The organism is Streptomyces sp. NPDC051218 (genome assembly GCF_044455475.1).
Lineage (GTDB): Bacteria > Actinomycetota > Actinomycetes > Streptomycetales > Streptomycetaceae > Streptomyces.
Window position 1 is genome coordinate 357218 of sequence record NZ_JBITEU010000009.1, and the last position, 23340, is coordinate 380557.

Genomic DNA, 23340 nt, shown 5'->3' on the forward strand with positions numbered 1-23340 from the left:
AACGGTGTTAAATTGTCAAGGTGGCTACGACACCGCTGGACCGCACCCGCGTCGCGCGCACCGCCCTGAAGCTCCTGAACGAGACGGGCCTGGACGGGCTCTCGCTGCGCGCCATCGCCAAGGAGCTGGACGTCAAGGCGCCCGCTCTGTACTGGCACTTCAAGGACAAGCAGGCGCTGCTCGACGAGATGGCGACCGAGATGCTGCGCCGCATGAACGAGGAGCTCCTGGCGGGCGCGGAGCCGGACGCCGACTGGCGGACCGCCCTCATCGCCGCGATGCGCGGCCTGCGCCGTCACCTGCTGATGTACCGCGACGGCGCGAAGGTCTACAGCGGCACGCACTTCACCGACCTGTCGTACGCCGCCCCCATGGAGGCCCACCTGCGCACGCTCACCGGCGGCGGCTTCACACCGGGCGGAGCCGCCCGCGCCTGGCTCACGGCGTACAGCTACACCATCGGATACGTGATCGAGGAGCAGTCCATGGGACCCGACCCCGCGAAGGCGCAGGGCGGGTACGACCTGGAGGCGCGGGCCGAACGCCTGGCCGCGTACCCGCTCGCGGCGGCGGCCGGCCACGAGATGTTCCGCGACTACGACGCGGGGTTCGAGAAGGGCCTTGCCGCGGTGGTGGCCGGGATCGGGGCGACGATGCGGGAAACGTAGTCTGGCCCCATGAATGAAGCCGAGACGCTGGAACGGCTGGTCCAGGAGTTGGCGGACGCCCTGGGCGAGGCCGAGGCCGCCATGGGCGAGGCGCTGGACGTGGCCCGCGCGGTGGCGGCGGACGACGCCGACACCACCGCGGACGGAGTCACTTCCGCGTCGTGAGCCCGCTGCGGATCAGCGGCGTCAGACGCTCCTCCACGAAACGGTTCAGGAGCCACGCCAGCAGCAGCATCGCCGCGATCGTCAGGCCGAGGGTCGCGTAGGACGGAAGCCCGAGGCCCCGGTGCAGCGCGCCCACGGTCACCCAGCCCAGGTGTTCGTGCACCAGGTAGAAGGGGTACGTCAGGGCACCCGCCACCGTCAGCCACTTCCAGTCGACCCGGTGCAGCGCGCCGAGCGCGATCAGCAGGACCGCCGCGAAGCCAGCCGTCACGACGGCGATGATGCCGAAGGACGTGCGGTAGGAGAAGAACTCGGGGTTCGGTGCGTGCCAGAGCCGGTCGACCGCGTAGTGCTGGCCGATCAGCCAGCTCACGCCCACGATGCCCCAGGCCGTGAGGTCCTTGCGGTCGCGGTGGACGAGGTAGATGCCGATGCCGCCGATGAAGAAGGGCGCGTACTCGGGCATCAGGACGAGGTCGAGCAGCGGCTCGTTCGCACCCTCCGCGACGACCGCGGCCAGCGTCCACACCGCGCAGAACAGGATCACGCGGGCCCGGTTCGCGCCGGGCAGGACGACGCAGAGCGCGAAGAGGGCGTAGAAGCGCAGCTCGGCCCAGAGCGTCCAGCAGACCCCGAGCACCCGGTCCACGCCGAGCGGTTGCTGCAGCATGGTCAGGTTCACCAGGGCGTCGCTGGGCGAGACCGCCTTGTACGCCACGACGGGCAGCGCGAAGACCGCCGTCACCAGGATGATCGCCGCCCAGTAGGAGGGCAGCAGCCGCGAGGCGCGTGAGGCGAAGAACGCGCGCAGCGGCCTGCCCCAGCCGCTCATGCAGATCACGAAGCCGCTGATCACGAAGAAGATCTGAACGCCGAGACAGCCGTACGCGAACCAGTTGTGCGCCGTGGGGAACTGGAGCTGCGGCGAGCTGCCCCAGGCCTCGGAGATCTCGCCGTCACGCCCGCCGTAGTGGTAGGCCGCGACCATCAGGGCCGCGATGAGCCGCAGCCCGTCCAGGGCTCTGAGGCGCGGGCGTACCCGTCGGACGGTGGGGGTCGCGATGGTGCGCGCGAGTGTGTCCGCCCCTGAGGATTCCCTCGGGAGCGTGGCGGTGGGAGAGGTCATCCGAGTGCGGTCCGCTTGATGGAGCGCTGGACCGAACGGGCGCGGCGCGCGACCCTGCGTACGGCCGCGTTGCGCGGGATGAACGAGAGCTGCGGGGGCAGCGCTCCGGGCAGGGCGAGGGCCGTGAGGCGGCGCCGCTTGAAGTAGCGCCAGGTGTGCGGGGTCAGACGCGTCGAGAGGTAGCTCTCGGCGGCCTCGCGCCGGCGCGGGTAGATCTGCGGCTGCATGGCGAAGCCGACGGCGACGAGCAGCTCGCCCAGGTCGGCGACCGGCATGCCCGGCTGCCGCCCGGTGACCGCGCCCTTGTCGGCGAGGTCGGGGATCAGCGCGTCCACGATGGTGACCGGGACGCGGTTGCTGTTCTGGTAGGGCGCGAGCCGCTCCAGGAGGGTCTCCGTGCCCGTGCGGGCGACCGGCAGGCCGTACAGCGCGGAGGCGGTGAGCAGCGCCGTCGAGAAGCAGCCGATGACGAGCGCGGGCCGCATCCGCTGGTACAGGACCTCGGCGAGGACCGGTGAGTCGAGGACGGTCAGCTCCACGCCGATCGCCTCCGCCTCCTTCTCGAGCATGCGCGACCAGCGGGCCGGTGCCGTCGGATGCGGCTTGAACACCACGCGCGTATGGCCGAGTTCGGCGGCGCCGCGCACCATGCGTACGTGCAGCTCCTCCTCTTCCTCGGCGGTCAGGATGCCGAGGGCGGAGAGGTACTGGCCGAGGAGCAGGGCGGGTTCGGCGATGTCCGGGACGTCCGCGGCACCCGCGTCGGATTCGGCGAGGCGGTCGAGCACCTTCACGAACGCCTCGGTCGGCACGATCTCCGGCTCGACGTCGAACTCGGTCAGGAGCAGCGGGGTCAGGCCCGGCACCAGGTCCAGGTGCAGCAGGCGGCGCACGCGCGTGCCGACCAGCGGATCGATCTTGTTGCGGGTCGGGCCGTAACTCATCAGGCCGTCCGCGTAGACGTCCACGGGCGCGCCCGTGAAGATCTGCGCGAGGGCCAGGGCCGGGTTGACCTGGATCGACTCGACGGCCAGCTCGATGTCGTCGTCACCGAGGTCCCACAGGAGCCGGATGTACCGCTCCCACATCGGGATGTCGTCCGCCCGGGGGGCCCAACCGCCCGGGTGGAAAGGGGAGATGGTCTCGTTCCACGACCGTACGTCGTCGAACCGGTCCCGCAGCCGCTCGAAGCCCGGCATCTCGTCCACGGCGACCGTCGTCTCCGGCGTCGCCGCGTTGTTGCTGACGAGCAGCAGCCGCCGGTCGGCGGGACCGAAGCGGTCGGCGTCGATCGCGGCGGCCAGCGTCGCGGTGCCGTACAGCGTGGACGCGAGGAAGATCTGCGTCGTCGCCATTACGCGGCCACCTCCGCCGAGACCGGGCGCCGGCGAAGACGGCGAAGACGGGTCGCCCGCTGTATGTCCATGGAGTCGAGGGCGTCGTCGAGAACGCCCTGCGGCATCCGCTTCAGGGCGGCCGCGCTCAGTGACTTCAATTTCCGCGCCACTTGTGGCTCGAACCTTTCGATGGATCCCAGATGGTGGGAAATGATCGCGCAATAGGTACGGACGGCCTTCGGCAGGAGTTTGTCGGCGTCCCGGTCCTCGGCTGTTTCGCGTACCACCTGGTCGAATGCCCGGATGAAATCGAGCTGTCGCACGTCGCCGATCTGGGTCAGTGACGATGCGACGCCGCGCCGGTAGAACACGCCGAGCAGACCCACCGCTGCGAACGATTCCGCCTCGCGGTGCAGGCGCCAGATCCAGGGCCGGTCCTCCGCGGTGCGCAGGCCGTCCGTGAAGTGCAGGATGCCCTGGTCGGCGAGGCGCCGGTGGTAGATGCCCGCCCAGGCGTAGGCGTAGTCGACGGACGTCGACCGGTCGGCGGGCAGGATGACGTCCCGCGGCGGCATGACGACACCGCGCCTGCCGTGCGGGACACGGTGGATGCTGCGGGCCCGAGCGGTGCACTGCACATGGTCGGTACGCAGGAAGTCGCAGCCCAACTCCTCGATGGCTGCGACGAGTTGCGCGTAGTAACCGGGGGCGAGCCAGTCGTCACCGTCCAGGAAGGTGAGGTACTCGCCGCGCGCCGCGTCGAGGCCCGTGTTGCGGGCGGTCGCCAGACCGCCGTTCGTCTCATGTCGGAGATGGACGGCGCCGGGCAGCTCGCGCGCGGCACGCTCCAGGATCTCTGGAGTCTCGTCCTTCGAACAGTCGTCGACGAGAATGAATTCGAAGTCTTCGCGTGCGTTCGCTCGCAGACTCCTCAAGGTGTCGGGCGCGTATTGCTGCACGTTGTAGAACGGCACGATGACGGAGAGCTTAACCACGTGGGTGACGTTAGGTGTCGGCCCGGCATTCGTCTTGGCCGAGGGTGAGATCTCAGGTGAACGAAGCATGGCGGAACGGTTAACCCGCCTGCTCGACCGCTGATTCCCGGGCTGATTCGCCATTCGTCGGCGTGCTGTTAACCGTTTGTTGCACCTGAGTTGGGCCGCCAATCTCCATGCCTTCCTAGCGTCCTTCCTGTGCCAGTAAGCAACAGCGGGACGACACGGATCACCGTGCTCGCCGACTCCGACACCCGGTGGAAATGGGGCGCGCTCACCGCGAGCCGCCTCGCCGGCGAGGGAGCGGACACTCACCTCGACGGACGCCTCCTCCGGGGCAGGGCCACGCCCACCGTCCGGCAGCTCGAAGAGGTCGGGGTGCGCGCGGACACGCTCCGCGAGGTCACCGCCGTCGAGTTCCTGCGCGAGGTGGAGCGCGAAGCGCCCGACGTGATCGTGCTCGCCCTCGTGGGCGGCGCGGTCCAGGCGGTGCTGCACGGGCTCGCCCGTACAGCGGCCTCGGCGGTTTCCGGGAAGCGGCGCCCCGTGATCGTCACCGGCTACGTCGGCGTCGTCTACGAGAAGCTCGCCGACGGCCTGCTGCTCCGGCACGGCGCGGACGTCGTCCTCGCCAACTCCCGCCAGGACGCGGAACGTTTCCGCGCCGTGTACGAGGGAGTGGGCGCCGACGCGTCGGGCGTCGTGGAGAGCGCGTTGCCGTTCCTCGGCGGCGCCGCCTACCGCCAAAAGGACCAGGAGACGGACCAGGAGACCGCCCAGAAGAACGACCCGTACACGGTCGTCTTCGCCGCGCAGCCCTCCGTGCCCGACAACCGCGCACACCGCACGTACCTGCTGCGCCGCATGGTCGAGCACGCACGGCTCCACCCGGACCGCGAGGTCCTGATCAAGCTGCGCAGCAAGCCCGGCGAACACACCACGCACATCGAGGAACTGCCCTACCAGAAGCTCGCCAAGGGCGAGGACCTGCCGGCCAACTGCCGCCTCGTGTACGGCAACATGGGCGAGGTCCTGGACCGCACCGACCTGCTCGTCACGGTCAGCTCCACCGCCGCGCTCGAATCCCTGCACCGCCGCATCCCCACCGCGGTCCTCACCGACCTCGGGGTGCGCGAGGCGCTCGGCAACCACCACTTCATCGGCTCCGGATGCCTGGCGTCCTGGGACGAGATCGACGCCGGGTACAGCCCCGAGGCCGCCCCCGAGTGGGTCGCACGGCAGGGCGTCGCGCCCGACGGGACGTACGCGAAGGCCTTCGACGCGGCACGTGAGCGCGTCGTGAGCCTCCTCGCGCAGGACCAGCTGCCGCCCATCACCCCGTACTACAGCCTCATCACCGCCCCCGGATACCTCCCCGGCATCCTGGCCCGCCACCACCTCGGCCCCGACGGCTCCCCGCTGCCGGGCGCCCCCGCCGCGGACCGTGAGCCCGGCCCCGTGCGCCAGGCCGTCCGCAGCGCGGCACGCGGCGCCTACCGGCACGGGGTGCAGCGCGTGGCCCCCGTCATCCGGCGGATGGGCGAGCTGTGAACCCCACGCAAGGCATCCCCAGACAAGGCAGCCCGCAAGCCATCCCCAGACAAGGCACTCACGGCATCCCCCAAGGAGCCCCTATGTCCCACCCCCACCCAGCGGGAACCCCCGTACGCCGCGTCCTGGCCGTCATCCCGGCCCGCGGCGGCTCCAAGGGCGTGCCCGCCAAGAACCTCGCCCCGGTCGGCGGTGTGCCCCTGGTGGCGCGCGCCATCCGCGAGTGCCTGGCCGCGCGGCTCGTCACGGACGTCGTCGTCTCCACGGACGACCACGTGATCGCCGAGGCGGCGCGCTCGGCCGGCGCCGAGGTGGTCCTGCGGCCCGCGGCGATCGCGGGGGACACCGCGACCAGCGAGGCCGCCGTGCTGCACGCGATGGACGCCCACGAGACGCTGCACGGCACCTCCGTGGACGTCGTCCTGCTCGTGCAGTGCACCAGCCCCTTCATCGTCCGCGAGGACGTGGACGGCGTGGTCGGCTCGATCATCGACGGCGGCGCGGACACCGCGCTGACCGTCGCGCCCTTCCACGGCTTCGTGTGGCGCGACGCCGACGACGAGCCCAAGGCCATGGACGCCCGCCGCACCGGCGAGCTGGGCGGCACCACGAAGGTCGCCAACTCCACCGCCACCGACGGCGGTTACGGCATCAACCACGACAAGTCCTTCCGGCCGCGCCGCCAGGACCGCCCCCAGGACCTCCTGGAGACCGGCGCGGTCTACGCCATGGACACGACCGGCTTCCGCGAGCACAAGCACCGCTTCTTCGGCCGCACGGAACTGGTCCGCACGGACCCGGCGCGCGTCCTGGAGATCGACGACCCGCACGACCTCGCCCGCGCCAGGGCCCTCGCGCCCCTCTTCGACTCCGGCCGGGCCGACGCCCTTCCGACCCGCGACGACATCGACGCGGTCGTACTCGACTTCGACGGCACCCAGACGGACGACAGGGTGCTGATCGACTCCGAAGGACGGGAGTTCGTCTCCGTGCACCGCGGGGACGGCCTCGGCATCGCCGCCCTGCGGGACGCGGGCATCCCGCTGCTGATCCTGTCCACGGAACAGAACCCGGTCGTCGCCGCGCGGGCCAGGAAGCTGAAGCTTCCCGTCCTGCACGGCATCGACCGCAAGGACCTCGCACTCAAGCAGTGGTGCGAGGAGCAGGGCATCGCTCCCGAGCGCGTGCTCTACGTCGGAAACGACGTCAACGACCTCCCGTGCTTCGGCCTCGTCGGCTGGCCCGTGGCGGTCGCGAGCGCCCACGACGTCGTACGCGGCGCCGCACGCGCGGTCACCGCTCTCCCCGGTGGTGACGGCGCGATCCGAGAGATCGCCGCATGGATCCTCGGCCCCTCCCTCAACAAGTAAGGAAAGTTCCTGCCATGAGCTCTACGATCTCCAACTCCCGTCTGCGCACCTTCGGTTCGAAGACGGCCGGACCCGGCCGGCCCGTTTACATCACCGGCGAGATCGGCATCAACCACAACGGCGAGCTGGACAACGCCCTCGCCCTGATCGACGTGGCCGCCGACGCCGGCTGCGACGCGGTCAAGTTCCAGAAGCGCACCCCGGAGATCTGCACCCCGCGCGACCAGTGGGACATCGAGCGTGACACCCCCTGGGGCCGGATGACGTACATCGACTACCGCCACCGCGTGGAGTTCGGCGAGGCCGAGTACCAGGCCATCGGCGAGCACTGCAAGAAGCGCGGCATCGACTGGTTCGCGTCCCCGTGGGACACCGAGGCCGTCGCCTTCCTGGAGAAGTTCGACGTCCCCGCCCACAAGGTCGCATCGGCCTCCCTCACGGACGACGAGCTGCTCCGCGCCCTGCGCGCCACGGGCCGCACGGTCATCCTCTCGACCGGCATGTCGACCCCGAAGCAGATCCGCCACGCGGTCGAGGTCCTGGGCTCGGACAACATCCTGATGTGCCACGCCACGTCGACGTACCCGGCGCAGGCCGAGGAGCTCAACCTCCGCGTCATCAACACCCTCCAGGCCGAGTACCCCAACGTCCCGATCGGCTACTCCGGCCACGAGACGGGCCTGCAGACCACCCTCGCGGCGGTCGCCCTCGGCGCCACGTTCGTCGAGCGCCACATCACCCTCGACCGCGCCATGTGGGGCTCGGACCAGGCCGCGTCGGTGGAGCCCCAGGGCCTCACGCGCCTCGTCCGCGACATCCGCACCATCGAGGCCTCCCTCGGTGACGGCGTCAAGAAGGTCTACGAGTCGGAGCTCGGCCCGATGAAGAAGCTGCGCCGCGTCGCGGGCGTCGTCGCCGAGGCCGACGCCGCCGAGCGCGAGCCGGTCGCGGTCTGAGCGCGCAGGCGCTCTTAACGGGACCTCTCACCGGGAGTCCCGTAGCTCCCGGGACCCCCACAAGGACAGGACACGGTCATACGACGATGAGCCCCCGACCCGGGCCGACGGCCCCCACCGCTGCGGCGCCCACCACCCTGGCGTTCGTAGAGAGCCCTGTGCAGCTCCTCAACGTCCTTGAGTGGGCGCATTCGGCGGGGGCGACAGGCCCGGCCGGGGGGCTCACCGTCGTCGTCCTGTCCCCGAACGACCCCATGACCCGCGGCCAGCTGCGCCGCATGGCCCAGCTGGCCCGCGACGAGGGCCTGAACGTCCGCTGGGAGGAGGCGCGCGGCGGCGCCGCTGCTCCCTTCCAGACGATCGCCGGCCTGACGGGCTCGCTGCGGGCGGCGGACAGGATCGTGATCGGCGACCCGTTCTCGCGCTACGTCCAGCTGTTGTTGACCATCACCAAGGCCCGCTCGCTGGTGGTCGTGGACGACGGCACGGCCACGATGGAGTTCGTGGCGCAGCTGGCGGCGGGCGAGCGCCTGGTGCGCTGGCACCGCCGCGGGGGCCGCCCCGGCATGCGCGACCTGGCCTTCGCCCCGATCTCGTCCTCCGCCCGCCGCCGCCTGACGCCGGGCGGCAAGCGCACGGTGGAGGTCTTCTCGTCCATGCCGATCGAGAAGGCCCCGGAGGGCGTGGCGGTGACGGCCAACACCTTCGCGTGGACGCGGGAGCGGTTCGGCCCGCCGCGCATCTCCAAGGGCGCGGACCTGGTGGGCACGTCGCTGGTGGAGACCGGCGTCGTGGACCCGGACCGCTACGTGGAAGCGGTCCGCTCCCTGTCCCGGGCGCACGGCGCGACACGCTACTTCGCCCACCGGCGCGAAAGCGCCGAGAAACTCCACCGCCTGGCGGTGGAGACGGGCCTGCAGGTGGTACGCCCGGACCTGCCCCTGGAGCTGATCGCCCGCCGGGGCCCGATCGGCCGCACGATCCTCAGCTTCCCGTCGACGGTGGTCCACACCCTGCCCCTGGCCCTGGCGGGCACGGACGTCCGCGTCGCGGTCTGCGACATCGACCCGGCCTGGCTGACGGAGAACGCCTCACCACGGGCCCAGGGCTTCTTGTCGGGGGTGACGGGAACGGCACGCGACGTGCACCGGCTGGCCTCCCTCGCCTCCCCGGCACCGAAGGTCGCGGCCACGGCCTGAAAGCCAGGAACTTTACCCACCTCAACTAGCGCTCATGCGCCCCGCGGCCACTTTTTCTTACCCTATCGGGCTGAAGTTTTGTTGATCGTGGGTCAGTTGGACCGTGCCTCGCCCTACCCTTCAGAGGGTGAACCAACTGATGTCACGAGAGTCCGAGCGAGGGTCCGGGGCCGATCTGCCCGGGGAAACAGCGGGGGACGCCCCCGGGGAAGCGGTACTCCCGGGTGCGCTCCCGGAAGCCCTGCGCGCCGAACTCATCGCCTTCCGCCGCGACTTGCACATGCACCCCGAGCTCGGAAACCAGGAGTTCCGCACCACCGCGGCCCTCAAGGCCCGGCTCGAACGCGCGGGCCTCGAACCCCGCGTACTGGACATCGGCACGGGGCTCGTCTGTGACATCGGTGAGCAGGGCGACTCCGTGCGCCCCGTGCTCGCCCTGCGCGCCGACATCGACGCGCTGCCCATCCCGGACACCAAGCTCGGCGTCCCGTACCGCTCCACCGTGCCCGACCGCGCCCACGCCTGTGGACATGACGTGCACACCACCGTGGTGCTCGGGGCCGGCCTCGTCCTGGCCGAACTCGCGAAGCAAGGGCAACTGCCCCGGCCCGTACGGCTGATCTTCCAGCCGGCGGAGGAGGTGCTGCCCGGGGGAGCGCCCGACGCGATCGAGTCGGGGGTGCTGGACGGAGTCGGGCGCATCGTCGGCGTGCACTGTGATCCGCGGGTGGACGCGGGGAAGATCGGGCTCAGGCACGGTGCCATCACCTCCGCCTGCGACCGCCTCGAGGTCTCGCTCGACGGCGCGGGGGGCCACACCGCGCGCCCCCACCTCACCACCGACCTCGTCACCGCCGCCGCCAAGGTCGTCACCGAGGTCCCCGCCCTGGTCGCCCGGCGCATCGACGCCCGCTCGGGGCTCGCGGTGACCTGGGGCCGCGTCGAGTCCGGGCACGCCTGCAACGTCATCCCGCAGCACGCCGAACTCTCCGGCACCGTCCGCTGCCTCGACCTCGCTGCCTGGCGCAAGGCGCCCGACCTGGTGCACGGAGCCATCCAGGAGATCGCCGATCTCTACCGCGCCAAGTCCGAGGTGAACTACATCCGCGGTGTACCGCCCGTCGTCAACGACCCGGACATGACCGAGCTGTTGAGGGAGGCCATGGAGCTGCGGCTCGGGGCGCACTCCGTCGAGGACACCGAACAGAGCCTCGGGGGAGAGGACTTCTCCTGGTACCTCGAACACGTCCCCGGAGCCATGGCCCGCCTCGGCGTCCGTACGCCCGGCGAGCGCACCGTCCGCGATCTGCACCAGGGCGACTTCGACGCGGACGAGACGGCGATCACCGTGGGCGTCGAGCTCTTCACCGCCGCGGCGCTGATCGACGGCATCCGGTAGGTAACCACCGCTATCGGCCGGTTACGGCGGACCCGTTCACCCGGACGTAACCGGCCCTCGGCACGAATAGGTAACGGCAGTGCGAAACCCCGTTCCCCTCCCTTTCTACGCGCGTTACTGTGCGCCGAAATCAGGCCCGTCAAGGGTGCTTTGGGGAACGTAAGGGGTGCGTCCTATGCGTCTTCGTCGAGGATCTCGTGGAACACGGGGATCGAGGCTCTCCCAAGTGGCCGTCGTGGTGGCGTCCCTCGCCCTCGCGGCCTCAGCGTGCGGCAAGACCAGCAACGAGGCGTCGGAGGACGAGGGCAAGGACGACAAGTCCGGCGGTTCCTCGGAGTACAGCGCGAAGGGCATCGGCCTCGCCTACGACATCGGCGGCCAGGGCGACCAGTCCTTCAACGACGCCGCCTACGCCGGGTACGCGAAGGCCCGCAAGGACTTCAAGATCGGCGGCGTGGACATGGAGCCGGGCGACGGCGAGTCCAGTGCCGACAAGGTGCAGCGGATCGAGCAGCTGGCCAAGCAGGGCTACAACCCGGTCATCGGCGTCGGCTACATCTACGCCCCCGCCATCAAGGAAGCCGCGGCGAAGTTCCCGAAGACCACCTTCGGGATCATCGACGACAACACCGTCAAGGCGGACAACGTCTCCGACCTGGTCTTCCACGAGGAGCAGGGGTCGTATCTGGCGGGCGTCGCGGCGGCCAAGGCCACCAAGGCCGATCACGTCGGGTTCATCGGCGGCGTGGACATCCCGCTCATCCACAAGTTCGAGGCCGGCTTCGTGCAGGGCGTCAAGGACACGAACCCCAAGGTCAAGGTCGAGAAGCAGTATCTGACCGAGAAGCCCGAGGACGGGGGCTTCAGCAGCCCCGACAAGGGCCAGAACGCGGCCAGCGGCCAGATCGAGTCGGGCGCCGACGTGCTCTACCACGCGGCGGGGCTCTCCGGGCAGGGCGTGATCCAGGAGGCCGGCTCGCAGAAGGTGTGGGCGATCGGCGTCGACTCCGACCAGTACAAGCAAAAGGCGCTCGCCAAGTACAAGGACTACATCCTCGGCTCGGCCCTCAAGGACGTCGGCGGGGCCGTGTACGACCTGACGAAGTCGGTCGTCGACGGCAAGCCGATCACGGGCGAGCAGCGCTACGACCTCAAGTCGGGCCGCGTCGGGTTCGCCGACACGAACCCGAAGTACACGGCGATGAAGGACGTGGTCGCCGCCGTGGAGAAGGCAGAGAAGGACATCGTCGCCGGCAAGGTCACGGTCAAGACCACGCCGTAACCCGGTCCGTGGCTGGTGGGGCGCCCCGTGCGGTGAGGGGCGCCCCACAGCGCGTACATGCTCCCGCAACCTCGCGGCCACAGCTCGATAACGGACGGGACAGAAGGGTTCTTATGTCAGGTCTACGCGCGTTACGCTGCGGCGAAATCAGCGCCAGGTGAGGCGCTCGTACGTGCTTGTGCTTGCTTGTACATAAGGAGTTCCTCTCTATGCGCCGGGTTTCCCGAATTGCCGCAGCGGGCGCAGCCGCCGCCGCACTCGCCGTTTCCGCCACCGCCTGCGGCGGCACGTCCAGCGACGCCGCAGGCTCCAAGAGCGACGGCAAGAGCAAGGGCGTCGCCATCGCGTACGACGTCGGCGGCAAGGGCGACCAGTCCTTCAACGACGCCGCGACGGCGGGCATGGACAAGGCCGCCAAGGACCTGAAGATCGGCAAGAAGGCCGTCGAGCCGAACGACGGCGAGTCCGACGCCGACAAGGCCCAGCGCCTCACCCAGCTGGCCAAGCAGGGCTACAACCCGGTGGTCGGCGTCGGTTACGCCTACGCCCCCGCGGTCAAGGAAGTCTCCGCCAAGTTCCCGAAGGTCACCTTCGGCATCGTCGACGACGAGACGGTCAAGGCCAAGAACGTCGCCGACCTCGTCTTCAGCGAGCAGGAGGCCTCGTACCTCGCGGGCGTCACCGCCGCCAAGACGACCAAGAGCAAGACCGTCGGCTTCGTCGGCGGCGTGGACGTGCCCCTCATCCACAAGTTTGAGGCCGGCTTCACGCAGGGCGTCAAGGACACGAACCCCAAGGTCAAGGTCGTCAAGCAGTACCTGACGGAGAAGGCCGAGGACGGCGGGTTCACCAGCCCCGACAAGGGCAAGACCGCCGCGCAGGGCCAGATCGAGGACGGCGCCGACGTGGTCTACCACGCCGCTGGTCTCTCCGGTCAGGGCGTCATCGAGGCCGCCGCCGCCAAGAAGGTCTGGGCGATCGGCGTCGACTCCGACCAGTACAAGCAGGACGCGCTCGCCAAGTACAAGAAGTACATCCTGACCTCCGCGACGAAGGATGTCGCCGGGTCGGTGTACAACCTGGCGAAGTCCGTCGCCGACGACAACGCCGAGGGCGGCGTCGTCCGCGCCGACCTCAAGTCCGGTGGCGTCGCGCTCGCCGACTCGAACCCCGAGTTCAAGAAGAACGCCGGCCTCCAGGCTGCCCTGAAGAAGGCCGAAGAGGACATCATCAGCGGCAAGATCAAGGTCAAGGCGACGCCGTAACGCCTGCTGCGGCAACAGCCGTAACAACAGCGTGATGGTCGCCGAACGGGGTGTGGGGGACGATGGTTTCCCCCGCGCCCCGTTCGCGCGGCCCACTGCTCAACTCCCGTCGAACCAGGGGCGCTACGCGCGTAGGTGGCCCCTTTCCTGAGGATTCCCGAGGAGAGTGCGCCATCGACGCGTCCACCAGTCCCGACAAGGACAAGCCCACCGCCAAGGTCTCGACCGGCCCGGGTGGCACCGCCGTTGAACTCACCGGCATCACCAAGCGTTTCCCGGGCGTCGTGGCCAACCACGACATCCGCCTGACCGTCCGCAAGGGCACCGTGCACGCCCTCGTCGGCGAGAACGGCGCGGGCAAGTCGACCCTGATGAAGATCCTCTACGGCATGCAGAAGCCGGACGAGGGCACCATCTCCGTCGACGGCACCCAGGTGACCTTCGCCGGCCCCGCCGACGCCATCGCGCGCGGCATCGGCATGGTCCACCAGCACTTCATGCTCGCCGACCAGCTCACGGTCCTGGAGAACATCGTTCTCGGCAGCGAGAAGCTGCACGGCATCGGTGGCGCGGCCCGCCGCAAGATCGCCGAGATATCTGACCGGTACGGCCTCGGGGTGCGCCCCGACGCCATGGTCGAGGACCTCGGCGTCGCCGACCGGCAGCGCGTGGAGATCCTCAAGGTCCTCTACCGCGGCGCCACCACGCTGATCCTGGACGAGCCCACGGCCGTGCTCGTGCCGCAGGAGGTCGACGCGCTCTTCGACAACCTGCGCGAGCTGAAGTCCGAGGGCCTGTCCGTCATCTTCATCTCCCACAAGCTGGGCGAAGTCCTGTCCGTCGCCGACGACATCACCGTCATCCGGCGCGGCACGACGGTCGGCACGGCGATCCCCTCCGAGACGACTCCGCGCCAGCTCGCCGAGCTGATGGTCGGCAGCGAGCTGCCCACCCCGGAGACGGCCGAGTCGACGGTCACCGACCGCGCGATGATCGAGGTCAAGGAGCTCAAGCTGCTCGCCGACGGCGAGTCGGGCCGCGCTCTCCTCGACGACATCTCCTTCACTATCCACGAGGGCGAGGTGCTCGGCCTCGCGGGCGTGGAGGGCAACGGCCAGACCGAGCTGATCGACGCGCTGATCGGCCTCAAGCACGCCGACTCCGGCGTCATCCGCATGGCGGGCAAGGACATCACCGACCTGGCCACGCGCCACCGCCGCGAGCAGGGCGTCGGCTACATCCCCGAGGACCGCCACCGCCACGGCCTCCTCCTGGAGTCGCCGCTCTGGGAGAACCGCATCCTCGGGCACGTCACCGAGAAGCCCAACTCCCGCGGCAAGGGCGGCTTCTGGCTCGACCCCAAGGGCGCGCAGGCCGACACCCGGCGCATCGTCGAGCAGTACGACGTCCGTACGCCCGGCATCGACGTCACGGCCGCGTCCCTCTCCGGCGGCAACCAGCAGAAGCTGATCGTCGGCCGCGAGATGAGCCACAAGCCCCGCTTCCTGATCGCCGCCCACCCCACCCGCGGTGTGGACGTCGGCGCGCAGGCCCAGATCTGGGACCAGATCCGTGAGGCGCGGCGCGAAGGGCTCGCGGTCCTGCTCATCTCGGCGGACCTGGACGAGCTGATCGGCCTCTCCGACACCCTCCGCGTGATCTACCGCGGACGGCTCGTCGCCGACGCCGACCCGGCCACCATCACGCCGGAGGAGCTCGGCTCGGCCATGACCGGCGCGGCCTCCGGCCACCTCGAACACGTAGAAGAAGACCCCGAAGAGGGCTCTGGCGACGCTTCGGAGGACGAGGCCCGATGAAGAAGTTCGACAAGGAGCGCGTGCTCCTCGCGGTGGCCGGACCGGTCATCGCGCTCGTCGTGGCCGTGGCGCTGACCTCGGTCGTGCTGCTCGCCTCGGGCAAGAACCCGATCGAGCCGTACACGCTGATGCTGGAGCAGATCAGCTACTCCGACGTCCAGGTCCTGACCATCAACCAGGCCGGGATGTACTACCTGGCGGCGCTCGCGGTGGCCGTCGGCTTCCGCATGAACCTGTTCAACATCGGTGTGGACGGGCAGTACCGCCTCGCCGCGATGACCACCGCCGTGGTCGGCGCGCACATCGCGCTCCCGGCCCCGCTCCAGATCCCGCTCCTGATGCTGGTCGCCATGCTCACCGGCGCCTTCTGGGCGGGCATCGCGGGCATCCTCAAGACCACCCGGGGCGTCAGCGAGGTCGTCGCGACGATCATGCTCAACGCCATCGCGACGAGCGTCATCGGCTACATGACCCTCACCGACAACTTCGGTGTCCCGGTCGGCAACAACCAGACCACCGGCGAGATGCACAAGTCCGGCTGGTTCCCCGGGATCAGCATGGGCGAGTCCGGCGAGATCTACGGCTTCGTGATCATCGCCGCGCTCGCGGGCGTCCTGTACTGGGTGATCCTCAACCGCACCCGCTTCGGCTTCGACCTGCGCGCCACCGGCGCCTCCACGTCGGCCGCCGCGGCCTCCGGAGTGAACGCCAAGCGCATGGTGCTCAGCGCCATGCTGATCTCCGGCGCGGTCGCGGGCCTCGCCGGCATGCCGATCCTGCTCGGCGACACCCACACCTACAGCCTCAGCTTCCCCGCGGGGCTCGGCTTCACCGGCATCGGCATCGCGCTGCTCGGCCGCAACAACCCGGTCGGCATCGCCTTCGCCTCGCTGCTCTGGGCCTTCCTCGACAAGGCGTCGCCCGCCCTCGACTACGCGACCCCGGTCGCGTACGACAAGGAGATCGCGGTGATCATGCAGGGCCTCATCGTGATCGCGGTCGTCGTCTCCTACGAGGCGGTACGCCGCTGGGGCCTCAAGCGCCAGCAGCGCCGCGTCGGCGAGGAACTGGCCGCCGCAGCCCGCAACAACGGCACCAACGACACCGTGAAGGAGGTGGCTGCCCGATGAGCTCGGCAACCGTAGCCAAGCCCCCGGCCAAGCAGCCCACGCCGGGCCGCCGCCGCATATCGCTCCCCGTCCTCCTTCTCGTGATCGCGGGCGTCCTCGTCCTGACGTCCGTGGTCCGGCTGATCACCGACGCGAACGGCATCACCTCCACCGGCCAGATGTCGACCGCGCTGCGGCTCGCCGTGCCGATCGGCCTCGCGGGCCTCGGCGGTCTGTGGGCCGAGCGCGCGGGCGTGGTCAACATCGGCCTTGAGGGCATGCTGATCCTCGGCACCTGGTTCGGCGCGTTCGCCGGTTACCAGTGGGGCCCGTGGGTCGGCATCCTGTTCGGCATCCTCGGCGGCGCGCTCGGCGGTCTGCTGCACGCGATCGTCACGGTCACGTTCAACGTCAACCACATCGTCTCCGGTGTGGCCATCAACATCCTCGCCCTGGGCGTCACGCGCTATCTCTCCACCTTCGCCTTCGAGGGCAAGGAGGGTGGTACGTCGAAGCAGTCGCCGCCGGTGGACTCGCTCGGGGAGTTCTCCGTGCCGGGCCTCTCGAACTGGCTGCAGGACCTGAACGAGAAGCACTGGTTCCTCGTCTCGGACATCGCGGGCCTGCTCGGCGGCCTGTTCACCAACCTGTCGCCGCTCACCGTCATCGCCATCGCGATGGTGCCGCTGAGCTGGTGGGTCCTGTGGCGCACGGCGTTCGGTCTGCGCCTGCGCTCCTGCGGCGAGAACCCGGTCGCCGCCGAGTCCCTCGGCGTCAACGTCTACAAGTACAAGTACCTGGCAGTGATCATCTCCGGTGGCCTCGCGGGCCTCGGCGGCGCGTTCCTCTCCCTGGTCGCCTCGAACATCTACCTGGAGGGCCAGACCGGCGGACGCGGCTACATCGGCCTCGCCGCCATGATCTTCGGCAACTGGATGCCGGGCGGACTCGCGCTCGGTGCCGGCCTGTTCGGTTACACCGACAGCCTGAAGCTCCGGGGCGGCGGCACGAACGTGCACGCACTGCTCCTGCTCCTGGCGATCCTGCTGGTCATCGGCGCGGCGTACCTCGTTTGGCGCAAGCGTTACGTCCCCGCGGCGATCACCGCGGCCGTCTCGGCGCTGATGTTCGCGTGGTACGGCTTGACCGACGAGGTGCCCAACCAGGTCGTCACCGCGACGCCGTACGTCGTCACGCTGCTGGTGCTCTCGCTCTCCGCTCAGCGGCTCCGGATGCCGAAGGCGGACGGCCAGCCCTACCGAAAGGGACAAGGAACGTGACCGATACCGACTGGGACGCGCTGCGGGATGCTGCGCGCGAGGCCATGTCCCGTGCGTACGCGCCCTACTCAGGCTTCCCGGTCGGTGCCGCGGCCCTCGTGGACGACGGCCGCACGGTGGCGGGCTGCAACGTCGAGAACGCGTCGTACGGTCTTGGCCTGTGCGCCGAGTGCGGCCTGGTCTCGCAGCTCCAGCTCACTGGAGGCGGCCGTCTGACGCACTTCACCTGCGTCGACGCCAAGGGCGAGATCCTGATGCCGTGCGGCCGCTGCCGCCAGCTGCTCTACGAGTTCGGCGGCGCGACGCTCCTGTTGGAGACCGCCGCGGGCATCCGGACCCTGGGCGAGATGCTGCCGGACCCGTTCGGGCCGCAGCACCTCAACTGACGTACGGCCCCTGCCGGTTGTGATCCGGTCGGCAGGGGCCTTCTTCATCTCGCGGCTCTATGCGCGTAGAGTTTCGCGATCACCGTTTTTGATCCGTTGTAGATCACCGTTGTAGGCGCAAGAGGGGTAATGCCATGGACGTCATCTCCGTGATTCGTACGAAGCGGGACCGCGGCGAGCTGAGCGGCGAGCAGATCGACTGGGTCATCGACGCGTACACGCGCGGCGTGGTGGCCGACGAGCAGATGTCGGCCCTTGCCATGGCGATCCTGCTGAACGGCATGAACCGCGGTGAGATCGCCCGCTGGACGGCCGCGATGATCGCGAGCGGCGAGCGCATGGACTTCTCGTCCCTGTCCCGCCCCACGGCCGACAAGCACTCCACGGGTGGCGTCGGCGACAAGATCACGCTGCCGCTCGCCCCGCTGGTCGCCGCGTGCGGAGCCGCTGTCCCGCAGCTGTCGGGCCGGGGCCTGGGCCACACTGGCGGCACCCTGGACAAGCTGGAGTCGATCCCGGGCTGGAAGGCCCTCCTCTCGAACGAGGAGATGCTCTCGGTCCTGGACGGCGTGGGCTCGGTGATCTGCGCGGCGGGCGACGGCCTGGCTCCGGCGGACAAGAAGCTGTACGCGTTGCGGGACGTGACGGGCACGGTGGAGGCCATCCCCCTGATCGCCTCCTCGATCATGTCGAAGAAGATCGCCGAGGGCACGGGTTCGCTGGTCCTGGACGTGAAGGTCGGCACGGGCGCGTTCATGAAGACGCTGGAGGACGCGCGTGAACTGGCGTCCACGATGGTGGGCCTCGGCACGGACCACGGCGTACGCACGGTGGCGCTCTTGACGGACATGTCCACGCCGCTCGGCCTGACGGCGGGCAACGCCCTTGAGGTCCGCGAGTCGGTGGAGGTCCTCGCGGGCGGCGGCCCGGCGGACGTCGTCGAGCTGACCCTCGCGCTGGCGCGGGAGATGCTGGACGCGGCGGGCCTGAAGGACGTGGACCCGGCGAAGGCGCTGGCGGACGGCTCGGCGATGGACGTGTGGCGCCGGATGATCTCCGCGCAGGGCGGCGATCCGGACGCGACGCTGCCGGTGGCCCGGGAGACGCACGTCGTGACGGCGCCGACGTCGGGCGTCCTGACGCGCCTCGACGCGTACGACGTGGGCGTCGCCGCGTGGCGCCTGGGCGCGGGGCGTGCGCGCAAGGAGGACGTCGTGCAGGCGGGGGCGGGTGTCGAGCTGCACGCGAAGCCGGGCGCTCAGGTCCGCGCGGGGGAGCCGGTCATGACCCTGCACACGGATACTCCGGAGCGCTTCGAGTACGCCTTGCAGGCGGTGGCGGGTTCCTTCGACATCGCGCCGGAGGGCACGGGCTTCGCGGCGACGCCGATCGTCCTGGACCGCATCGCGTAGGGGGTTCTTTTCCCCAACCCCGCCCCTTCCCGAAAACCCGCTCTGGCGCGGGGGCCTTGCGTGCCGTCATCACCGGCTCCGCCGAGTTCGTCCTCAAACGCCGGACGGGCTGAGAATCAGCCTCTCCGGCGTTTGAGGAGCGGGGTCTGGGGCGGAGCCCCAGGTAGGTCCGGGGCGCAGGCACGGTTTTCGGGAAGGGGCGGGGTTGGGGACTGAGCCCGCCGCAGGCGAAACGAACCTACCGATGAGTTCCGGCGCCCAGCCCAGTCACCCCAACGTGACCCCAAAGACGCAGCCAGACCTGACCCTCACCGGCACCCTCGACCGAGAGGCCACGCACCGCCTCTGCGAGGAGGCCAGAAGCCTGCTGCGCGCGAGGGACGACGCGGACACCCTCGTATGCGACGTCGCAGACGTAGGCCCACCTGTCCTCTCCGCGATAGACACCCTGGCCCGCCTGCAACTCACCGCCCGCCGCGCAGGCGGCCGGATCCGCGTCAGGAACCCGGCCCCGGCCCTGCGCGAGCTACTGCACCTCGTCGGGCTCCCCATTGAGATCGAGATGGACCGGCAGGCCGAACAGCGGGAACCACCGGGGCGTGTCCAGGAAGCAGTGGAAGCCCGCGATCCGCCCCTCTGAGATCTCGATGACCTGCACCGCCCACGGCGCGAACCCGCCCTTCTCGGGGTCGGGCTTGTAGTGGGCGAAGCCCGGCGTGCCGTTGACCTGCACCGGGAACAGTTTGCTGTCGGCGCAGGAGGCGCCGATGGTCGACATGAAGCCGGTGATGTCGGACGTGCCGCGCAGCCACAGGTCGAACGGGGGCATCGTCATGATGGCGTCTTCGTGCAGCAGCGCCGTCAGGGCCGCCATGTCATAACCCTCGAAGGCGGCGACGTACCGCTCAAGGAGCTTCTGCTGCTCCTCGTCGAGTGGGTCGGACACGGCGGTGTCGTCCCCGGGCCCCTCGGCCAGCGTCGCCCGCGCCCGCTGCAACGCGCTGTTGACGGAGGCCACCGACGTGTCGAGGAGCTCGGCGGCCTCGCTGGCCTTCCACGCGAGGACCTCGCGCAGGATCAGCACGGCCCGCTGCTTGGGCGGCAGTTGCTGCAGGGCGGCGACGAAGGCGAGCCGCACCGACTCCTTCGCCACGGCGGCCTCGGCGGGGTCGCTGACGGAGGGCAGCACGCGCGCGTCCGGCATCGGCTCCAGCCATACGTTGTCCGGGCGGGGTGTGAGCGCGGCCTGGGCCAGCGGCGCCGCCGCCGTCAGGTCCATGGGGCGGGCGCGGCGGTTGCCGGCGTTCAGCATGTCCAGGCAGACGTTCGTCGCGATGCGGTACAGCCAGGACCTCAGGCTGGAGCGGCCCTCGAACTTCTCATGGCTCCGCCACGCCCGCACCATCGTGTCCTGCACCGCGTCCTCGGCCTCGAAGGCCGACCCCAGCATGCGATAGCAGTACCCGGTCAGCTCGACCCGGTGCTTCTCCAGCGTGACGTCGAGCTCCGACGTCGTACCTGCGATGTCCGTCATACCAACCCACCCACCCCTGCGGCTGCCACGAAAGTCCCAGCACTTTGGAAGCTACCGCAGCCCACTGACAACGGCCCCCGGAGTGAAGAAACCCGCAGGTGAGAAGGGTGGTTCAGTGCGCCGCCACGAGCCCCCGCCGCTCCTGACGCGCCCGCCGCTCCTGCACCCGGGCCGCGTGCGACCCCCAGACGGTGATGGAGACGACGCCGAGCACCGCGAGCAGCCCCAGGCCCACCGTCCCGGCCCAGCCCCCCGCGTGGAAGGCGACCGCGCCGAGCGTGCCGCCCGCGCTGGAGCCCAGGTAGTACGCGGACTGGTAGAGCGCCGAAGCCTGCGCGCGCCCCGCGGTGGCCGTACGGCTCACGGACGAGGAGGCGACCGCGTGGCCCGCGAAGAAGCCCGCGGTGATCAGGACGAGCCCGAGCAGCACCATGACCAGCGAGTCGGAGAGGGAGAGCAGCAGACCGCCGGCCGTCGTGCTCACCGCCAGGTACAGCGCCCCGCGCCGGCCGAGCCGCGTCACCAGCTTGCCCGCGGCGGCCGACGAGACCGTACCGACGAGGTAGACGAGGAAGATCGAGCCGATGATGCCCTGCGGGAGCGAGAACGGCGCTTCGGTGAGGCGGTAGCCGATCACCGTGTAGACCGCGCCGAAGACCGTCATGAACAGCGCGCCGATCGCGTACAGGCGGCACAGCAGCGGGTTGGAGAGGTGCGAACGGATCGTCCTGCCGAGCGCCTTGGGGTTGAGCGAGCCCGCCGTGAAGTGGCGCGGCGCGGGCAGCAGCGCGCGGAAGGCGAGCGCGCACAGGACGGCCACGACACCCACCACAGCCACGGCCGCGCGCCAGCCCCATGCCTGCGCGACCCAGCCGGTGATGATGCGTCCGCTCATGCCGCCGATGGAGTTGCCCGCCACGAACATGCCGATCGCGGCGACCAGCGCCTTGGGCCGCACCTCCTCCGCGAGGAAGGCCATCGCGGACGCCGGGAGCCCGGCGAGCGCCGCGCCCTGCACGGCGCGCAGCGCGATGAGCGCGCCGATGGACGGCGCGAAGGGGACGAGAAGACCCACGACCACCGCGACGGTCAGGGAGGCCGTCATCAGCGTCCGGCGCCCGAAGCGCTCGCTGAGCGCGCTCAGGGGCAGGACGAAGAGGGCCAGTGCGCCCGTCGCCGCCGACACCGTCCAGCTCGCGGAGCTCGCGCTGACGCCGAAGTCGGCGGAGACGAGGGGGAGCAGCGCCTGCGTGGAGTAGAGGAGGGCGAAGGTCGCGACACCGGCGAGGAAGAGGGCGAAGCTCATCCGGCGGTAGCCGGGCCCGCCGGGTGTGAGCCGGGAGTCGGCTTCGGGAGAGGCATCGGTGGACGACGGAGGAAGGGCGGCCGCGTGGGTGGCGGACGCCCCGCTACTGGCAGGAGGCATGCATCGAACGTAAGCACACAGGACTCATCCGTCCAATGCATGAACTGGTCATAATCGTTCCCATGGTGCATGAGCGCAGTTCAGGGCGGCGTCTGTCGCAGAGCAGTTACGTAGGAGACATCGGCGCGACAGTGTCCGCGCCGGCCGAGCTGACCCCGGAGTCCTGGTCCGCGCTGCTCTCGCCGCGGCTCGCGTACTTCGCGGGGGTCGCGCGCACGGAGCACGTGACGCGGGCCGCGCAGGAGATGCAGGTGCCGCAGTCGACGCTGTCGCGCGCGCTGGTACGCCTCGAACAGGACCTGGGTGTCGACCTGTTCGCGCGGCACGGCAGGACGGTGTCCCTGACCCCGGCGGGCCGCACCTTCCTCGCCTCGGTGGAACGGGCGCTGGGTGAGGTGGAGCGGGCCGCGGAGTCCGTACGGGCGGACGCGGACCCGGCGTCGGGCAAGGTGGCCTTCGGCTTCCTGCACACGATGGGCTCGGAGACCGTGCCCGGTCTGATCCGCGCCTTCCGCGCGGACCATCCGAGGGTCCGCTTCAGCCTCGTACAGAACTACGGGGAGGCGATGATCGAGCGCCTCCGGGCGGGGGAGCTGGACCTGTGCCTGACGTCGCCCGTGCCGGACGCGCCCGATCTCGTCGCCCGCCGCCTGGACGAACAGCGCCTGCGCCTGGTCGTGCCGGACGACCACCGCCTCGCCGCCCGCAAGCGGGTGCGTCTCGCGGAGGCGGCGGACGAGGCGTTCGTGACCCTCGAACCCGGCTACGGCCTGCGGCGCATCACGGACGACCTCTGCCAGGAGGCCGGCTTCAAGCCACGGATTGCGTTCGAGGGTGAGGAGGCCGAGACGCTCCGTGGCCTGGTCGCGGCGGGCCTGGGCGTCGCGCTCCTGCCCCCACCGGCCGTGCCGCGCCCGGGAGTCGTGGAGTTGACGGTGACAGGCCAGCGGGCGGTACGCGAGATCGGCGTGGCCTGGCTGGACGGGCATCCGGACACTCCGCCGGTGGCGGCGTTCAAGAGGTTTCTGTTGGGGCGGCGGGGGCGGCTGCTGCCGGAGTAGCG

General features: G+C 70.2%; 21 protein-coding genes. 16 read left to right on the forward strand and 5 right to left on the reverse strand.

The window, feature by feature from the left end:
- Positions 1 to 11: 11 nt before the first annotated feature.
- Positions 12 to 668 (forward strand): TetR/AcrR family transcriptional regulator C-terminal domain-containing protein, encoded by a 657-nt coding sequence (locus ACIBCK_RS27405; RefSeq protein WP_399394629.1) that lies wholly within the window; start codon positions 12 to 14, stop codon positions 666 to 668.
- A gap of 9 nt (positions 669 to 677) precedes the next feature.
- On the forward strand, positions 678 to 833 hold the full coding sequence (locus ACIBCK_RS27410) for a hypothetical protein (protein WP_399394416.1): 156 nt from the start codon (positions 678 to 680) through the stop codon (positions 831 to 833).
- Here ACIBCK_RS27410 and ACIBCK_RS27415 read toward each other — a convergent pair.
- From ACIBCK_RS27415 to ACIBCK_RS27425, 3 genes are read right to left on the reverse strand one after another with little or no spacing between them, the layout of a single operon-like run.
- On the reverse strand, positions 817 to 1959 hold the full coding sequence (locus ACIBCK_RS27415) for an acyltransferase family protein (RefSeq protein ID WP_399394418.1): 1143 nt from the start codon (positions 1957 to 1959) through the stop codon (positions 817 to 819). The genes ACIBCK_RS27410 and ACIBCK_RS27415 overlap by 17 nt on opposite strands.
- Positions 1956 to 3314, reverse strand: a complete 1359-nt coding sequence (locus ACIBCK_RS27420) for an alpha-2,8-polysialyltransferase family protein (protein ID WP_399394420.1) — start codon at positions 3312 to 3314, stop codon at positions 1956 to 1958. Before ACIBCK_RS27420 ends, ACIBCK_RS27415 begins: the two co-directional genes overlap by 4 nt.
- A complete protein-coding gene (locus ACIBCK_RS27425; RefSeq protein ID WP_399394422.1) occupies positions 3314 to 4291 on the reverse strand; it encodes a glycosyltransferase family 2 protein in 978 nt (325 codons plus the stop codon). Before ACIBCK_RS27425 ends, ACIBCK_RS27420 begins: the two co-directional genes overlap by 1 nt.
- Before the next feature lie 198 nt (positions 4292 to 4489).
- Here ACIBCK_RS27425 and ACIBCK_RS27430 point away from each other — a divergent pair, with 198 nt between their 5' ends.
- The 13 genes from ACIBCK_RS27430 (at position 4490) to ACIBCK_RS27490 (ending at position 19957) form a co-directional block, all read left to right on the forward strand.
- Positions 4490 to 5842, forward strand: coding sequence for a DUF6716 putative glycosyltransferase (locus ACIBCK_RS27430; protein ID WP_399394424.1), 1353 nt, complete (start codon positions 4490 to 4492; stop codon positions 5840 to 5842).
- Between the two features lie 83 nt (positions 5843 to 5925).
- Positions 5926 to 7212 carry a cytidylyltransferase domain-containing protein gene (locus ACIBCK_RS27435; protein WP_399394426.1) on the forward strand — a complete coding sequence of 429 codons (1287 nt, stop codon included), beginning with the start codon at positions 5926 to 5928 and terminating at the stop codon, positions 7210 to 7212.
- 26 nt (positions 7213 to 7238) lie between these two features.
- Complete coding sequence (locus ACIBCK_RS27440; protein WP_399394630.1) at positions 7239 to 8168, forward strand: N-acetylneuraminate synthase family protein; 930 nt, start codon at positions 7239 to 7241, stop codon at positions 8166 to 8168.
- 86 nt (positions 8169 to 8254) lie between these two features.
- Entirely contained in the window at positions 8255 to 9367 is a 1113-nt protein-coding gene (locus ACIBCK_RS27445; protein WP_399394428.1) for a hypothetical protein, read from the forward strand.
- A gap of 139 nt (positions 9368 to 9506) precedes the next feature.
- Positions 9507 to 10766 (forward strand): M20 family metallopeptidase, encoded by a 1260-nt coding sequence (locus ACIBCK_RS27450; RefSeq protein ID WP_399394430.1) that lies wholly within the window; start codon positions 9507 to 9509, stop codon positions 10764 to 10766.
- Between the two features lie 175 nt (positions 10767 to 10941).
- Positions 10942 to 12048, forward strand: a complete 1107-nt coding sequence (locus tag ACIBCK_RS27455; RefSeq protein WP_399394432.1) for a BMP family protein — start codon at positions 10942 to 10944, stop codon at positions 12046 to 12048.
- A 209-nt stretch (positions 12049 to 12257) separates the two neighbouring features.
- Positions 12258 to 13313 (forward strand): BMP family protein, encoded by a 1056-nt coding sequence (locus ACIBCK_RS27460; RefSeq protein WP_399394434.1) that lies wholly within the window; start codon positions 12258 to 12260, stop codon positions 13311 to 13313.
- Between the two features lie 62 nt (positions 13314 to 13375).
- A complete protein-coding gene (locus ACIBCK_RS27465) occupies positions 13376 to 15130 on the forward strand; it encodes an ABC transporter ATP-binding protein (RefSeq protein ID WP_399394436.1) in 1755 nt (584 codons plus the stop codon).
- Positions 15127 to 16260: an ABC transporter permease gene (locus ACIBCK_RS27470; RefSeq protein ID WP_399394438.1), complete on the forward strand. Its 1134-nt coding sequence runs from the start codon at positions 15127 to 15129 to the stop codon at positions 16258 to 16260. The genes ACIBCK_RS27465 and ACIBCK_RS27470 overlap by 4 nt, the downstream gene beginning before the upstream one ends.
- On the forward strand, positions 16257 to 17519 hold the full coding sequence (locus tag ACIBCK_RS27475; RefSeq protein WP_399394440.1) for an ABC transporter permease: 1263 nt from the start codon (positions 16257 to 16259) through the stop codon (positions 17517 to 17519). Before ACIBCK_RS27470 ends, ACIBCK_RS27475 begins: the two co-directional genes overlap by 4 nt.
- On the forward strand, positions 17516 to 17905 hold the full coding sequence (locus ACIBCK_RS27480; protein ID WP_399394442.1) for a cytidine deaminase: 390 nt from the start codon (positions 17516 to 17518) through the stop codon (positions 17903 to 17905). The genes ACIBCK_RS27475 and ACIBCK_RS27480 overlap by 4 nt, the downstream gene beginning before the upstream one ends.
- Positions 17906 to 18039: 134 nt before the next feature.
- Complete coding sequence (locus tag ACIBCK_RS27485; RefSeq protein WP_399394444.1) at positions 18040 to 19317, forward strand: thymidine phosphorylase; 1278 nt, start codon at positions 18040 to 18042, stop codon at positions 19315 to 19317.
- Between the two features lie 244 nt (positions 19318 to 19561).
- Positions 19562 to 19957: an STAS domain-containing protein gene (locus ACIBCK_RS27490; protein WP_399394446.1), complete on the forward strand. Its 396-nt coding sequence runs from the start codon at positions 19562 to 19564 to the stop codon at positions 19955 to 19957.
- On the opposite strand, the gene ACIBCK_RS27495 is transcribed toward ACIBCK_RS27490, so the two are convergent.
- Both ACIBCK_RS27495 and ACIBCK_RS27500 read right to left on the reverse strand, forming a co-directional pair.
- Entirely contained in the window at positions 19844 to 20851 is a 1008-nt protein-coding gene (locus ACIBCK_RS27495) for a sigma-70 family RNA polymerase sigma factor (RefSeq protein ID WP_399394448.1), read from the reverse strand. The genes ACIBCK_RS27490 and ACIBCK_RS27495 overlap by 114 nt on opposite strands.
- A 112-nt stretch (positions 20852 to 20963) precedes the next feature.
- A complete protein-coding gene (locus tag ACIBCK_RS27500) occupies positions 20964 to 22277 on the reverse strand; it encodes an MFS transporter (RefSeq protein WP_399394450.1) in 1314 nt (437 codons plus the stop codon).
- A 62-nt stretch (positions 22278 to 22339) separates the two neighbouring features.
- On the opposite strand from ACIBCK_RS27500, the gene ACIBCK_RS27505 reads away from it, so the two are divergent.
- Positions 22340 to 23338 (forward strand): LysR family transcriptional regulator, encoded by a 999-nt coding sequence (locus ACIBCK_RS27505; RefSeq protein ID WP_399394452.1) that lies wholly within the window; start codon positions 22340 to 22342, stop codon positions 23336 to 23338.
- Positions 23339 to 23340: the final 2 nt, after the last annotated feature.

Excerpts from the sequence above, each read along its gene's own strand:
- ACIBCK_RS27435 (WP_399394426.1), top strand. The coding sequence starts at position 5,926 with ATGTCCCACCCCCACCCAGCGGGAACCCCCGTACGCCGCGTCCTGGCC.
- ACIBCK_RS27450 (WP_399394430.1), top strand. The coding sequence starts at position 9,507 with ATGTCACGAGAGTCCGAGCGAGGGTCCGGGGCCGATCTGCCCGGGGAA.
- ACIBCK_RS27410 (WP_399394416.1), top strand. The coding sequence starts at position 678 with ATGAATGAAGCCGAGACGCTGGAACGGCTGGTCCAGGAGTTGGCGGAC.
- ACIBCK_RS27490 (WP_399394446.1), top strand. The coding sequence starts at position 19,562 with ATGAGTTCCGGCGCCCAGCCCAGTCACCCCAACGTGACCCCAAAGACG.
- ACIBCK_RS27495 (WP_399394448.1), bottom strand. The coding sequence starts at position 20,851 with ATGACGGACATCGCAGGTACGACGTCGGAGCTCGACGTCACGCTGGAG.
- ACIBCK_RS27420 (WP_399394420.1), bottom strand. The coding sequence starts at position 3,314 with ATGGCGACGACGCAGATCTTCCTCGCGTCCACGCTGTACGGCACCGCG.
- ACIBCK_RS27415 (WP_399394418.1), bottom strand. The coding sequence starts at position 1,959 with ATGACCTCTCCCACCGCCACGCTCCCGAGGGAATCCTCAGGGGCGGAC.
- ACIBCK_RS27475 (WP_399394440.1), top strand. The coding sequence starts at position 16,257 with ATGAGCTCGGCAACCGTAGCCAAGCCCCCGGCCAAGCAGCCCACGCCG.
- ACIBCK_RS27470 (WP_399394438.1), top strand. The coding sequence starts at position 15,127 with ATGAAGAAGTTCGACAAGGAGCGCGTGCTCCTCGCGGTGGCCGGACCG.
- ACIBCK_RS27455 (WP_399394432.1), top strand. The coding sequence starts at position 10,942 with ATGCGTCTTCGTCGAGGATCTCGTGGAACACGGGGATCGAGGCTCTCC.
- ACIBCK_RS27500 (WP_399394450.1), bottom strand. The coding sequence starts at position 22,277 with ATGCCTCCTGCCAGTAGCGGGGCGTCCGCCACCCACGCGGCCGCCCTT.
- ACIBCK_RS27460 (WP_399394434.1), top strand. The coding sequence starts at position 12,258 with ATGCGCCGGGTTTCCCGAATTGCCGCAGCGGGCGCAGCCGCCGCCGCA.
- ACIBCK_RS27505 (WP_399394452.1), top strand. The coding sequence starts at position 22,340 with ATGGTGCATGAGCGCAGTTCAGGGCGGCGTCTGTCGCAGAGCAGTTAC.
- ACIBCK_RS27445 (WP_399394428.1), top strand. The coding sequence starts at position 8,255 with ATGAGCCCCCGACCCGGGCCGACGGCCCCCACCGCTGCGGCGCCCACC.
- ACIBCK_RS27485 (WP_399394444.1), top strand. The coding sequence starts at position 18,040 with ATGGACGTCATCTCCGTGATTCGTACGAAGCGGGACCGCGGCGAGCTG.
- ACIBCK_RS27465 (WP_399394436.1), top strand. The coding sequence starts at position 13,376 with ATGGTTTCCCCCGCGCCCCGTTCGCGCGGCCCACTGCTCAACTCCCGT.